This is a genomic window from Saccharopolyspora antiqui, assembly GCF_052246905.1.
Lineage (GTDB): Bacteria > Actinomycetota > Actinomycetes > Mycobacteriales > Pseudonocardiaceae > Saccharopolyspora.
The window spans coordinates 118735-132748 of sequence record NZ_JBQQBO010000014.1 but is presented as its reverse complement, the minus strand read 5'-3'; the positions used below and the strand labels follow the sequence as shown (position 1 = coordinate 132748).

General features: G+C 67.9%; 11 protein-coding genes, 2 tRNA genes and 1 pseudogene. 11 read left to right on the top strand and 3 right to left on the bottom strand.

What is annotated here, in order from left to right:
* Positions 1-18: 18 nt before the first annotated feature.
* The 11 genes and pseudogenes from dnaN to ACTWQN_RS22265 all read left to right on the top strand — a co-directional run bounded on the left by dnaN (position 19) and on the right by ACTWQN_RS22265 (position 12303).
* Positions 19-1143, top strand: a complete 1125-nt coding sequence (dnaN, locus tag ACTWQN_RS22315) for a DNA polymerase III subunit beta (RefSeq protein WP_443205466.1) — start codon at positions 19-21, stop codon at positions 1141-1143.
* Between the two features lie 251 nt (positions 1144-1394).
* The gene (gene gnd, locus ACTWQN_RS22310) at positions 1395-2282 is read left to right on the top strand and encodes a phosphogluconate dehydrogenase (NAD(+)-dependent, decarboxylating) (RefSeq protein WP_443205465.1); all 888 of its coding nucleotides are present in this window, start codon (positions 1395-1397) and stop codon (positions 2280-2282) included.
* Between the two features lie 284 nt (positions 2283-2566).
* Positions 2567-3742 (top strand): DNA replication/repair protein RecF, encoded by a 1176-nt coding sequence (gene recF / locus ACTWQN_RS22305; protein WP_443205464.1) that lies wholly within the window; start codon positions 2567-2569, stop codon positions 3740-3742.
* A 91-nt stretch (positions 3743-3833) separates the two neighbouring features.
* On the top strand, positions 3834-4382 hold the full coding sequence (locus ACTWQN_RS22300; protein ID WP_443205545.1) for a DciA family protein: 549 nt from the start codon (positions 3834-3836) through the stop codon (positions 4380-4382).
* Between the two features lie 362 nt (positions 4383-4744).
* Complete coding sequence (gyrB, locus tag ACTWQN_RS22295) at positions 4745-6718, top strand: DNA topoisomerase (ATP-hydrolyzing) subunit B (protein ID WP_443205463.1); 1974 nt, start codon at positions 4745-4747, stop codon at positions 6716-6718.
* Between the two features lie 56 nt (positions 6719-6774).
* Positions 6775-9270, top strand: a complete 2496-nt coding sequence (gene gyrA / locus ACTWQN_RS22290) for a DNA gyrase subunit A (RefSeq protein WP_443205462.1) — start codon at positions 6775-6777, stop codon at positions 9268-9270.
* Positions 9271-9321: 51 nt separating this feature from the next.
* Positions 9322-10101 (top strand): DUF3566 domain-containing protein, encoded by a 780-nt coding sequence (locus tag ACTWQN_RS22285; RefSeq protein WP_443205461.1) that lies wholly within the window; start codon positions 9322-9324, stop codon positions 10099-10101.
* 114 nt (positions 10102-10215) lie between these two features.
* A tRNA-Ile gene (locus ACTWQN_RS22280) sits at positions 10216-10289 on the top strand.
* Between the two features lie 65 nt (positions 10290-10354).
* Positions 10355-10462: pseudogene (locus ACTWQN_RS22275) on the top strand (DLW-39 family protein); the annotation flags it as partial.
* Positions 10463-10562: 100 nt separating this feature from the next.
* Positions 10563-10635 (top strand) — tRNA-Ala (locus ACTWQN_RS22270).
* 441 nt (positions 10636-11076) lie between these two features.
* Entirely contained in the window at positions 11077-12303 is a 1227-nt protein-coding gene (locus ACTWQN_RS22265) for an MFS transporter (protein WP_443205460.1), read from the top strand.
* 98 nt (positions 12304-12401) lie between these two features.
* Here the strand turns inward: ACTWQN_RS22265 and ACTWQN_RS22260 are convergent, their stop codons facing one another.
* From ACTWQN_RS22260 to ACTWQN_RS22250, 3 genes are all read right to left on the bottom strand, one after another.
* On the bottom strand, positions 12402-12947 hold the full coding sequence (locus ACTWQN_RS22260) for a Clp protease N-terminal domain-containing protein (protein ID WP_443205459.1): 546 nt from the start codon (positions 12945-12947) through the stop codon (positions 12402-12404).
* Positions 12948-12949: 2 nt separating this feature from the next.
* Positions 12950-13159 (bottom strand): HTH domain-containing protein, encoded by a 210-nt coding sequence (locus tag ACTWQN_RS22255; protein WP_242189728.1) that lies wholly within the window; start codon positions 13157-13159, stop codon positions 12950-12952.
* A 145-nt stretch (positions 13160-13304) separates the two neighbouring features.
* Positions 13305-13880, bottom strand: coding sequence for a hypothetical protein (locus ACTWQN_RS22250; protein ID WP_443205458.1), 576 nt, complete (start codon positions 13878-13880; stop codon positions 13305-13307).
* Positions 13881-14014: the final 134 nt, after the last annotated feature.

The following is a 14014-nucleotide window of genomic DNA, read 5'->3' as shown; positions in this document are numbered from 1 at the left end:
GAAACCGAAAGGACACCCATGAAGATCCGCGTGGAACGGGACGGTCTCGCCGACGCCGTCGCCTGGGTCGCGCGCAGCCTGCCGTCGCGGCCACCGGTTCCGGTGCTGGGCGGGGTGCTGCTCGACGCGAGCTCCGGGGAGGCGCTGACCATCTCCGGGTTCGACTACGAGGTCTCGGCACAGGTCACCACCGACGCCTCGATCGACGCCAGCGGTCGCACCCTGGTTTCCGGACGACTGCTCGCCGACATCACCAAGGCGCTCCCGGCCCGTCCGGTGGAGATCACCGTCGACGGCTCCCGCGTCACCATCACTTGCGGCAGTTCCCGGTTCTCCCTGCCGACCATGCCGGTCGAGGACTACCCGGAACTGCCCGCGATGCCCGAGCACGCCGGTTCGGTGCCGGGCGATCTGTTCAGCGAGGCCGTCGGCCAGGTCGCGGTCGCGGCCGGCCGGGACGACACGCTGCCGATGCTCACCGGCATCCGGATGGAGATCAACGCCGACAAGCTGACCATGGTCGCCACCGACCGGTTCCGGCTGGCGATGCGCGAGATCACCTGGGAGCCGGGCACCTCCATCACCGACACCGCGGTGCTCGTGCCAGCGAAAACCCTCGCCGACTCGGCGAAGACGCTGGGCGCGGGGGGCAGCAAGGTGGAGATCTCGCTGGCCTCCGGCGACGGCCTGCTGGGGCTTTCCGGCACGGCGCGCCGCAACACCACCCGACTGCTGGACGCCGAGTTCCCGAAGTACCGGCAGCTGTTGCCCGCCGAAAGCGCGGTGACCGCGAACGTCGACGTCGGGCCGCTGGTCGAGGCGATCAAGCGCGTGTCGCTGGTCGCCGAGCGCGGCACCCAGGTCCGGCTGGAGTTCTCCGACCGGGTGCTGCGGCTGTCCGCCGGTGGCGACGACGAAGGCAGCGCCGAGGAGGAACTCGCCGTGGAACTGGTCGGCGAGCCGCTGACCATCGCGTTCAACCCGGCGTACCTGCTCGACGGCCTCGGTGCGATGAAGACCGAGCGGGCCCAGCTGCAGTTCACCACCGCCAACCGGCCCGCACTCATCAAGCCGGTCGGGGAGGATGGAGAAGTAGCGGAGGGCTACCTGTACCTGCTGATGCCGGTCCGGCTGCCGGGCTGACCTTCGGCGGCGGAGTTCGTGAGAACGCCGCCGCCCGCGACCGACCTGGCGGGGCTCGCACGCGACGGCGGCTGAGACGGCACGGCGTTGCGGGGCCGGCTCGGCCGCGCAACCGAACAGGGCCTGAGTCACATCCGGCGCACTGCCTGGCCGCATCCCCGGTCGTCCATCGATAGGGTCTGGTCAGATCGATTCAGCTGGTGAGCTTCGGCCCGCAACCAGACGAAACACAGTTCGCAGAGGGAGATCCGGTGCAACTCGGACTTGTCGGTCTCGGCCGAATGGGTTTCAACATGCGTGAGCGGCTGCGCGCCGCCGGTCACGACGTCGTCGGTTACGACCGCAACCCGGACGTCAGCGATGTCGCGTCCATCGCGGAGCTGGTGCAGAAGTTGACCGGCCCGCGAATCGTCTGGGTCATGGTGCCGCACGGCGACCCGACCCGGCAGACCGTCGAGGAGCTGGCCGGACTGCTGGCCGCCGGTGACCTGGTGATCGACGGCGGCAACTCGAAGTTCACCGACGACCAGGCCAATGCCGCGCTGCTCGCCGAGCACGGCATTTCCTACGCCGACGTCGGGGTCTCCGGCGGGGTGTGGGGCGCCAAGAACGGCTACGGCCTGATGGCCGGCGGTGCCGCCGAGGACATCGAGCGCGCCATGCCGATCTTCGACGCGCTGCGGCCGGCGGGGCCGCGCGAGGAGGGCTTCGCGCACGCCGGTCCGGTCGGTGCCGGGCACTACGCGAAGATGGTGCACAACGGCATCGAGTACGGCCTGATGCAGGCCTACGCCGAGGGCTTCGAACTGCTGTCCGCATCGGGCGTGGTCACCAACGTGCCGGAGACGGTCAAGGCGTGGAGCCGGGGCACCGTGGTCCGCTCCTGGCTGCTGGATCTGCTGGTCCGGGCGCTGGAGGAGGACCCGGAGCTGACCGAGCTGCACGGTTACGTCGACGATTCCGGCGAGGGCCGGTGGACCGTCGAGGAGTCGATCAACAAGGCGGTGCCCACCCCGGTGATCACCGCGGCGCTGTTCGCGCGGTTCGCGTCTCGCCAGGAGGATTCGCCCGCGATGAAGGCGGTCGCGGCGTTGCGCAACCAGTTCGGCGGGCACGCCGTCCAGAAGGCCGAGAGCTGATCTGCCAAGTCCGGGGTGACTTCGCCGCGTTGGGGACTCCGGTTGCCGATCGATTTGTCGACAAATCGATCGGCAGGGGCTTTGTCCACCCATCGTCATGGTGACTTGTCGACAAGTCACCATGACGACGAAGCCATGAATTCGATCACCGGACGGACGCAGCAGCGAACAAGCAGGCGTGCAGGTCGGGCCTGTGGGTGAAAATTCCGGTTCGCACCGGAACAACCGCTCACGAGCCGCATCGCCACGCACACCAATCCGCGCAACCCCTAGGTTGGACCGTCGTGTATGTGCGTCATTTGCAGGTGACCGACTTCCGGTCCTGGCCGCACGCCGACCTGGCCTTGGAACCGGGCGTCACCGTGCTGGTCGGCGCCAACGGACAGGGCAAGACGAACTTGGTCGAGGCGATCGGCTACGTCGCCACCCTCGGCTCGCACCGCGTCGCAACCGATGCACCGCTGGTCCGCGATGGCACGCAGCGCGCGGTGGTGCGGGCTGCTGTGGTCAACAGCGGACGTGAGCTGCTGGTCGAACTGGAGATCACCCCAGGCAAGGCGAACCGGGCGCGCATCAACCGCGGTGCCGCCGCCAAGCCGCGCGACGTGCTCGGCATCCTGCGCACCGTGCTGTTCGCCCCGGAAGACCTGGCCATCGTCCGGGGCGACCCGGGCGAGCGCCGCCGCTTCCTCGACGACCTGCTGGTCGCCCGGTCACCCCGCTACGCGGGCGTCCGCGCCGACTACGACCGGGTGCTCAGGCAGCGCAGCGCGCTGCTGAAGTCCGCGGGCGCGGCACGCAAGGGCGGCGGGTCCGCGGATCTGCGGACCCTGGAGGTCTGGGACGGCCACCTGGCCCGCTGCGGAGCCGAACTGCTGGCCGGTCGACTCGACCTGGTCGCCGCCATCACCCCGCACGTGACCAGCGCATACGCCAACGTCGCAGCCACCGACGAGGTCACCGCGCCGTCGGGCCGCGTCGCCGACGTGCGCTACCGCAGCAGCCTCGGCGAAGCCCTGCCCGAGGGCTACGGCGTACCGCTGGGCAAGGCCGCCGATCCGACCGAACTGGAATCAGCCCTGCTCAGCGAGCTGGAACGGGTACGCCAGCAGGAGATCGACCGCGGCGTGTCGCTGGTCGGACCGCACCGAGACGATCTGGAACTGCTGCTCGGCGAACTGCCCGCCAAGGGCTACGCCAGCCACGGCGAATCGTGGTCGTTCGTGCTGGCGTTGCGGCTGGCTTCCTACCACCTGCTCACCGAAGATGGCGCCGAGCCGGTGTTGATCCTGGACGACGTCTTCGCCGAGCTCGACCGCCGTCGCCGAGCCAGGTTGGCCGAGCTCGTCGCCGAGGCCGAACAGGTGCTGGTGACCGCAGCGGTACCGGAAGACGTTCCGCCGGAACTCACCGGTGCCCGATTCGACGTTCGAGAAGGCGAGGTGCGACGTGCCCCGTGACCGTCCGAACAAGCAAGATGTACCCACAGTGATCACCGAGGCGGAGAAACCCGCCGAACTACCCACATCTGGGGATAACTCTGTGGATGGTGTGGATAACTCGGCGGCACCAACCGACCGAGTCGTCGGCTCCGACGGGGCCGCCCTGACCGGTCCGGACCTCGCCCGCGCCGCCCTGCAGGCGGCCCGCGAGCAGTCCGCGGCCCGCCGCCGCGAGGCCCGCAAGACCGGCGGTCGCACCGGGCCGCGCCGCCGCCGCGGCTGGTCCGGGCCGCGTCCGGACGACCGCGACCCGCAACCGCTGGGACGACTGGCCGCCCGGATCGCCACCGAACGCGGCTGGACCGAGCACCTCTCCGGCGGCCAGGTCTTCGCCAAATGGGCCACCCTGGTCGGCGGTGACGTCGCCGAGCACACCAAGCCGGTGGCGCTCAAGGACGGCGAACTCACCGTGCAGGCCCAGTCCACCGCGTGGGCCACCCAACTGCGCCTGCTGCAACGGCAGATCTTGAAGCGGATCAGCGACGGAGTCGGCCGCGACGTGGTGCGCCGCATCAAGGTCCAGGGCCCGGCCGCGCCCAGCTGGCGGTACGGCCCGCGGCATATTCCAGGACGTGGCCCGCGGGATACCTACGGCTAGTAACCTCCCCGGTGGGAGTCGGTCCACCGACGGCGCCCGCAGGCGTCCGATCGCCGCAGAGATCTCCTGACGGCGATCCGCGGATCTCGGATGGTGGATTGATTCGAGTTCTCCGCTCTGTGAGCAAGTCAGGGGTGTCCTTGCCCCACTTCTGCGTCGGGGGACCAGTAGAATCTAATGAGGGTGCGACCGACGCGTTCGCAAGGCCGCGTCGTCCAGGCGCGGGCGTCGGCACGCACCAGGGCGCGACACCGACAGTCCAGTCGCCCCGAAGCGGTCTGCGGTGTGGCACCGGGCGCGTTTGAACCGGCACCAACCGATCACCCTGACAGCACAGTCGGCTCAAGGAGAAATCGAGGCCCGTGGCACCGAAGAAGAGCGATTACAACGCGTCATCCATCACCGTTCTTGAGGGCCTTGAGGCCGTCCGCAAGCGTCCGGGCATGTACATCGGATCGACCGGGGAACGCGGTCTGCACCACCTGGTGCAGGAGGTCGTGGACAACTCCGTCGACGAGGCGATGGCCGGATACGCCTCCAAGGTCGAGGTCACCCTGCTGGCCGACGGCGGCGTGCGCGTCGTCGACGACGGCCGCGGCATCCCGGTCGACATGCACCCGGTGGAGAAGAAACCCACCCTCGAAGTCGTGCTGACCGTGCTGCACGCGGGCGGCAAGTTCGGCGGCGAGGCATACGCCGTCTCCGGGGGCCTGCACGGCGTGGGCGTCTCGGTGGTCAACGCGCTTTCCACGGCGCTGGAGGCCGAGATCCACTACGACGGCCACGTGTGGCGGCAGCGCTACGAGGACTCCAAACCCGTCGCCGACGTCGAGCGCGGCGAGCGCACCAACAAGACCGGCACCACCATCACCTTCTGGGCCGACCCGACGATCTTCGAGACCACCCGCTACAACGCCGAAACGATCTCCCGCCGCCTGCAGGAGATGGCGTTCCTGAACAAGGGCCTCACGATCGTGCTCCGCGACGAGCGGGCCGCCGAGGAAGACGAGGCCGGTGAAGACGCCAGCGGCACCGCCGCGCGCGCCACCGAGCGCACCTTCCACTACCCGGGCGGTCTGGAGGACTTCGTCCGGCACATCAACGCCACCAAGGAGCCGATCCACAAGAAGGTGGTGTCCTTCAGCGCGTCCGGCAAGGGCCACGAGCTGGAAATCGCGATGCAGTGGAACTCCGGCTACAACCAGTCGGTCTACACCTTCGCCAACACCATCAACACGCACGAGGGCGGCACCCACGAGGAAGGCTTCCGGTCCGCGCTGACCCGCGTGGTCAACGTCTACGCCAAGGACAAGAAGCTGATCAAGGACAAGGACGGCAGCCTCACCGGCGACGACGTCCGCGAGGGCCTGGCCGCGATCGTGTCGGTGAAGGTCTCCGAGCCGCAGTTCGAAGGCCAGACCAAGACCAAGCTGGGCAACACCGAGGTCAAGTCGTTCGTGCAGACCTCCGCGTTCGAGTGGCTCACCGACTGGTTCGAGCGCAACCCCGCCGAGGCCAAGGTGATCGTCAACAAGGCGGTGTCCTCGGCGCAGGCCCGGGTGGCCGCGCGCAAGGCCAAGGAACTGGTGCGGCGCAAGAGCGCGATGGACATCGGCGGCCTGCCGGGCAAGCTGAAGGACTGCCAGTCCAACAGCCCGGAGGAGTGCGAGCTCTACATCGTGGAGGGCGACTCGGCGGGCGGCTCCGCCAAGGAAGGCCGCGAGTCGCGGTTCCAGGCGATCCTGCCGCTGCGCGGCAAGATCATCAACGTCGAGAAGTCGCGGATCGACAAGGTCCTCAAGAACAACGAGGTCCAGGCGATCATCACCGCGCTGGGCACCGGCATCCACGACGAGTTCGACCTGTCGAAGCTGCGCTACCACAAGATCGTGCTGATGGCCGACGCCGACGTCGACGGCCAGCACATCCGCACCCTGCTGCTGACCCTGCTGTTCCGGTTCATGCGACCGCTGATCGAGAACGGCCACGTGTTCCTCGCGCAGCCGCCGCTGTACAAGATCAAGTGGCCGCGTTCCGAGCCGGAGTACGCCTACAGCGACCGGGAGCGCGACGCGCTGCTGGCGCAGGGGGCCGCGGCCGGTCGCAAGCTGCCCAAGGACGACGGCATCCAGCGCTACAAGGGCCTCGGCGAGATGAACGCCGACGAGCTGTGGGAAACCACGATGAACCCGGAGTCCCGACTGCTGCTGCAGGTTTCCCTGGACGACGCGGCCACCGCGGACGAGCTGTTCAGCGTGCTGATGGGCGAGGACGTCGAAGCCCGCCGCTCGTTCATCACCCGCAACGCCAAGGGCGTCCGGTTCCTCGACGTGTGATCGCGGCGCGCGACTAGTCCACCGAACTCCCCGAGCTCCGAAAGAGAAGGACGAGCATGACGGACATCCTGCCGCCGGAACACGGCCGGATCGAACCGGTCGACATCCAGCAGGAGATGCAGAACTCCTACATCGACTACGCGATGAGCGTCATCGTCGCGCGGGCGCTGCCGGACGTGCGGGACGGCCTCAAGCCGGTGCACCGCCGGGTGCTGTACGCGATGTACGACTCGGGCTTCCGCCCGGACCGCGGCTACGTGAAGTGCTCCCGCGTGGTCGGCGACGTGATGGGCAACTACCACCCGCACGGCGACTCGGCGATCTACGACACCCTGGTCCGCCTGGCCCAACCGTGGTCGATGCGCCACCCCCTCATCGACGGCCAAGGCAACTTCGGCTCCCCAGGCAACGACCCAGCAGCCGCCATGCGCTACACCGAGTGCCGGTTGGATCCGTTGGCGATGCACATGCTCGCTGACATCGAAGAGGACACCGTCGACTTCTCCGACAACTACGACGGGCGGACGCAGGAACCCGACGTGTTGCCGTCGCGGTTCCCGAACCTGCTGGTCAACGGTGGTGGCGGGATCGCGGTCGGGATGGCCACCAACATCCCACCGCACAACCTGCGCGAAGTCTCCGAGGGCGTCGTCTGGGCGTTGCAGAACCCGGAGTGCACCGACGAGGAGCTGCTCGACGCGCTGATGGCGCGGATCAAGGGGCCGGACTTCCCGACCCGCGCGCTCATCCTCGGCACCAACGCGATCGCCGACGCCTACCGCACCGGCCGCGGCTCCATCAAGATGCGGGCCGTCGTCACCATCGAAGAGGACACCAAGGGTCGCACCACGCTGGTCGTCACCGAGCTGCCCTACCAGGTCAACCCGGACAACCTGATCGAGAACATCGCCTCGATGCACCGGGAGGGCAAGCTCACCGGCATCTCGGACATCGCCGACGAGTCCAACAGCCGCCGCGGCATGCGGATCGTGGTCACGCTGAAGCGCGACGCGATCCCGAAGGTCGTGCTGAACAACCTCTACAAGCACACCCAGCTGCAGACCACCTTCGGCGTGAACATGCTGGCGCTGGTCGAGGGGGTGCCGCGCACCCTGCGGCTGGACCAGGTGATCCGGTACTACGTCAAGCACCAGATCGAGGTCATCGTCCGGCGGACCAGGTACCGGCTGCGCAAGGCCGAGGAGCGCGCTCACATCCTGCGCGGTCTGGTCAAGGCGCTGGACATGCTCGACGAGGTCATCGCGCTGATCCGCCGCTCGCCCACGGTGGACGACGCGCGCACCGGTCTGATCGAGCTGCTCGACGTCGACGAGATCCAGGCCAACGCGATCCTGGAGATGCAGCTGCGCCGGTTGGCCGCCCTGGAGCGGCAGAAGATCGTCGACCAGTTGGCCGAGATCGAGCGGGAGATCGAGGACCTCAAGGACATCCTCGACAAGCCGGAGCGGCAGCGGCAGATCATCCGCGACGAGCTGATGGAGATCGTCGACAAGTACGGCGACGATCGGCGCACCAAGATCATCCCGTTCGAGGGCGAGGTCTCCATGGAAGACCTCATCGCCGACGAGGACGTGGTCGTCACGATCACCCGCACCGGCTACGCGAAGCGGACCCGCACCGATCTGTACCGGGCGCAGAAGCGCGGCGGCAAGGGCGTGCAGGGCGCGCAGTTGAAGCAGGACGACATCGTGTCGCACTTCTTCGTGTGCTCGACGCACGACTGGATCCTGTTCTTCACCAACAAGGGGCGGGTCTACCGGGCCAAGGCATATGAACTGCCGGAGGCCAACCGCACCGCGCGCGGTCAGCACGTGGCGAACCTGCTGGCGTTCCAGCCGGACGAGCAGATCGCCCAGGTCATGCAGATCAAGGACTACACCGCCGCGCCGTACCTGGTGTTGGCCACCCGCAACGGGCTGGTCAAGAAGTCGCGGTTGACCGACTTCGACTCCAACCGATCGGGTGGTTTGATCGGGGTCAACCTGAAGGACAACGACGAGCTGGTCGGGGCGGTGCTGTGCTCCGCCGAGGACGATCTGCTGCTGGTGTCCGCGGAGGGCCAGTCGATCCGGTTCCACGCCACCGACGAGGCGCTGCGGCCGATGGGGCGGGCGACTTCCGGTGTGCTGGGCATGCGATTCAACCATGGTGATGAATTGCTGGCGATGGGCGTCGTCCGGTCCGACCGGTACGTGCTGGTCGCCACCGATGGCGGCTACGCCAAGCGCACCCCGATCGATGACTACCCCGTGCAGGGACGGGGCGGAAAGGGCGTGCTGACTCTCCAGTACGACAACAGGCGTGGCAGGCTGGTGGGGGCGCTCATCGTCGAGATCGACGACGAGCTCTACGCGATCACCTCGACCGGTGGGGTCATCCGGACCACCGCCAAGGAGGTGCGCAAGGCCGGTCGGCAGACGAAGGGGGTTCGTCTGATGAACCTGGACGAGGGGTCCACGCTGGTGGCCATCGCGCGCAACGCCGACGAGGCCGCCGACCCGGACGCTGCGGGGCCGGAGCAGCAGAAGTAAAACCGTGGGAGACCACGCCGCACACCGCCGACGATCATCGAAGGATCGCTCGTGACACCTTCCGAGAAGCCGGAGCAGCCGGGTCCGCAGCAGGATGCGGACCGGGCTTCGGTCAGCACCCAGACAGTCGACGACAGCGCCGGAACCACCGGCACCGAGTCCGGCTCGGAACCGACGCGGCCCGCCGACGGCGGCAGCGGGGATGCGCTGCACGGCACCGACGCGCCGCCGCCGTGGCAGCGCGCCTCGGCGACCGCGCCCGGCGCGACCGAGACGCCGGTCGTGCCGACCGCCGCCGGGGATGTCGATGACACCCAGAACATCCCGAAGCACGTGCAGGACCAGGAGACGGTCCGCACCAAAGTGCCGCAGGCCGCGCGGACGACGGTGTCGTTCACCGGTGGCGCCGCCACCGCGGTGGCCGCCGGCCGCACCGGGTCGTCGACGTCGGCCAGGCGGCCGAGCCGAGGGCCGCGGCGGGCCAGCCTGCAGGTGAAGCGGCTGGATCCGTGGTCGGTGCTGAAGCTCGCGCTGGTGTTGAGCGTGGCGTTGTTCTTCGTGTGGATGATCGCGGTCGCGGTGCTGTACGGCGTGCTCGACGGGATGGGCGTGTGGAACCAGCTCAACGGCACGTTCACCGAGCTGACGCAGCCCGACGACGCGGCCAGCGAACCGCTGATCAGCGCTGGTCGGGTGTTCGGGGTCGCCTCGATCATCGGTGCGATCAACATCGTGCTGGTGACCGCGCTGGCGACGGTTGCCGCGTTCATCTACAACGTGGCGGCCGACTTCGCCGGTGGTGTCGAGGTCACGTTGTCCGAGCGGGAGTGAGTCGCTGACGTGGCGATTCCGGATTCAGCGCCGGGATCGCCACGTCCGCCTCGGCGCTACGGCACCCCCTGATCCGGCGCCGGGAGACATCCTGTAGTGTTTGAAGCACACCAAGGGCCTATAGCTCAGGCGGTTAGAGCGCTTCGCTGATAACGAAGAGGTCGAAGGTTCAAGTCCTTCTAGGCCCACTGGTTCATTTTTTCCAGATCCGAGATCTTCTCGGGCTGCATGCCGTGCTAGGAGGCGACCGGAAGTGAAGAAGCTGCTCGCACTCGCCGCAGTTGCTGGAGTCGTGCTGTTCGTCATCCGGCGCAACCGGGCCGCCAAGGCCGAGGCCGACCTGTGGCGCGAAGCCACCGCTGAGGCCTGATTGTTTTCTGGGCGCTTTAAATCCGGCTCGCTGAGCCGGTAGCCGTCGCGAGCGTCACCGGCCAGCAGATCTGCGTGGTGCTGCGACAGCCGGGGACGTAGCTCAATTGGCAGAGCACCGCCTTTGCAAGGCGGGGGTTAGGGGTTCGATTCCCCTCGTCTCCACGATGATGCTGGGTGGAGTGTGTCCACGGAGTGCTTGGACCTTTGCCTCATCGTCATGATTTTGGGGGGAGCGACTCCCCCCAAGCCCCCCTACGGTGCGAGTGCCGGTTTCGTTGGCTCCCTGCGTGTGGAGCGTGCCCGGCCTGCTCACCGACCAGCCCCTTCATCGTTCCCTTTAGTGGGGTCTGGCCTCTTGGCTGTTTGAGCTTGTGCTCCAGCCTTCGGCTGTTGCTTGTGCGGGTCGCCAGCCTTCGGTTGGCGTGTTGATCTGTTGTGTGGTCCTTCTGGCTTTTTGCTTCTGGCTTCTGGCTTTGTTTTGTTGTTGGGTTAGCGGCTTTGTTTGGGGTTTTGGGTTTCGTTCAGTGGAAGGTTTTGTGTTGGGTTGGGGGGGTTGAAAGGCAGCATTTGCGGCATTCCGGTTTCGCGGGGTGTGGAGGCGGCATGTCGGGTCGTTGGGTGGTGTCCCTGTGTTGGACTGCGGTGTTGTTGGACGGGTTTGATCTGGTTGTGCTCGGCACTGTGTTGCCGGTGCTGTTGGATAGTGGTGAGTGGGGACTCACCGCGGGTAGTGCTTCGGTGGTGTCCACCGTCGGGTTGGTTGGCATGACCTTCGGTGCGCTGGTCATCGGGACCATCACGGATGTTGTTGGGCGGCGCAAGGCGCTGATCTTCTCCGTCGCCAGCTTTTCCCTGTTCACCGCGTTGTGTGCGGTGGCACCTGGTGTTGTCGTGTTCGGGTTGCTGCGGTTCCTGGCCGGGCTCGGCCTCGGCGGGTGCCTGCCCACCGCCATCGCGCTGGTAACCGAGCACGCTCGCGTCGGCAAGAGCGGCAGCGCCACCACCACGATCATGACCGGTTACCACGTCGGTGCCGTGCTCACCGCGTTGCTCGGCATCTTGGTGCTGCCGACGCTGGGGTGGCGTGCGATGTTCGTCATCGGCGCCGCGCCTGCCTTGGTGCTCGTTCCGCTGATGCTGCGCTACCTGCCCGAATCGGCGTCGTTCCTGCGGTCCGCCGTTCCGGAGCGGAAGCTCAGCGGTGGTGCGAGTGCGGTGGCCTCGCTGTTCCGGGGTGGATTCGGTCGCGCCACCATCGCTTTCTGGGGCACCTCGTTCATGGGGCTGCTGCTGGTCTACGGGCTGAACACCTGGTTGCCGCAGATCATGAAGACCGCCGGATATCCGCTGGGTGCCGCCCTGGGGCTGTTGTTGACCCTGAACATCGGTGCGGTGGTCGGACTGGTCGTCGCTGGCGCGGTGGCCGACCGGGTCGGTCTGCGGTTGTCGACGATCGGCTGGTTCGCCGCCTCGGCGGTGTTCCTCGCCGCGCTGAGCATCAGGCTGCCGGGCATCGGCGTGTACGTCGCGGTGTTCCTCGCCGGTTGTTTCGTGTTCAGCTCGCAGGTGCTCGTCTACGCCTACATCGGGCGCGTGTACCCGGCGGCGAACCGCGCCACCGGGCTCGGCTGGTCGGCCGGTATCGGACGCATCGGGGCGATCTGCGGTCCGCTGCTCGGTGGGGCGCTGCTCACCGCCGGGCTGGCGTACCCGTGGGGCTTCTACGCCTTCGCGCTGGTGGGCGCGCTGGGTGCGGTCGGTGCCTCCGTCGTCCGCCGCCCGGCGGACGACGTTCAGGCGGCGTCGACCCAGGAGCGCACCTCCTCGTAGGTCATGCCGTGCCGGGCGAGGATCTCGGCGGCCGTCCCGCCTTCGGCCAGCAGCGCCGGGAACGGGTGCACCCCGCTGGCCTCCAAATGTCGGGGTTGTCAGGCCGCGTTGCGCACGGCGGCACGCACGGTTTGGTAGGTCATGCCGTGCCGCCGCAGGAGTTCCGCGGCGATGCCGTTGCCGTGCAGGAGCGCGAGCAGCAGGTGTTCGTTGTTGAGGTGCCGGTCGCGGAGCTCGACGGCTTCGCGCAGGGTCGCCTCCAACAGCCGCTTTCCGCCCGCGCTGAACGGGGTGTGCGATTTGAAGAAGCGCCGCGGTTTGCGGGGTTGCTCGGAGAGCGCGTCCACGCCGAGGGAGCGTTCGATGTTGGCGACGACGTTGTGCAGGTCGATGCCCAGTTCGCGCAGCACCTCCGCGTCGGAGTCGCTCAGGCCGCCGAGTCGCCGGGCGCGTTCGTAGGCCGATGTGACGGTGTCGCGGTGCACGTCGTGTTCGGCGAGCAGGCGGCTCGCCGTGGTGGTCGGATCGGCGACCAGTGCGAGCAGCAGGTGCTCTTCGGTGACCTCCGGGGCTTTGTGCTGCTCGGCTTCGCGGAGCGCCCGGATCACCGCCTGCCGGGTCGCCGAGGTGAACTTCTCGAACATGATCACGACCTCCCGTGTTTCTTGTGCACGGCTTGCCTGGACACGCCGAGTTCCGTGGCGATCTCCTGCCACGACCAGCCTTGGTTTCGGGCGTTGCGGATCTGGACGGCTTCCAGCTGCTCCAGCAGCTTTCGCAGGGCCGCCACGGCACGCAGGCCGACGCGTGGATCGCGGCTGCTCGCCGCCGAGGCGAGTTCCGTCGCTTCTGCCATGCTGTCAATCTAGGTTGACAAGCGACAAATGTCAACGCTGGTTGACAGGACTGCAAACTCCACCGGCCAAGACGAGTTCAACGACGGGCTGAGAACAGTCGGAGGCCGGACCCTGTGCGGGCCCGGCCTCCGATGGGGTCGTGGGTCAGCGGGAGCGTTCCGCTTCGACGGGATTGGGCTGGCTGTCGGGCTGCGCTGGCACCTCGGAGCGGTTCGCGCGGTGCCGAGCCTGGCTGTCGCGCCTGTTGATGTCGTCGTCCGCGGACGCCACCGGCAGTTCCTCCGGGCGGCGGGAGAACGCCGCCAGACCGGCCGCGGCCAGACCGGCCAGGCCCAGCAGCACCCACGGCCACTTGCGCCGCTTCGGCTTGGTCGGTTCGATGCGGGCCGCCAACTCCTTGCGAGCCGCGACCGTGTTCTTGGCCAGTTGCTTGCGGGACCGCGCGGTCTTCTTCTCCCACTGCTTGCGCGCCTTGCGGCCGCGCTTGGCCAGTTCCTTGCGGGACATGCCGGTGGCCCGCTGGGCGATGCGTTCCTGCAGTTCGTCGGTGGAGATTCCGCGGTTGGCGAGTTCCTGTTCGGCACGGGAGGCTGCCTGTTTGGACAGCGCCATGCCGATCTCGCTGGCGCGTTTCGCGCCGTGGCGGGCGGACTTGATGCCCGTCCCGACCGCTTTGCCCACGCTTTCGCCAGCTCGGGCCATCGCCTTCACCTCGTCCATCGTGTGCCTCCTTGGCCCGGCGTTCGCCGGTCGACCTCATCCGCCCACGCGCATCGCGTGAACACCGCCCGGCAGGCGGCGATCCGCCCATATTGCACCCAGACACCAGGTTCGGCCTCTTCGATGGCAGGATG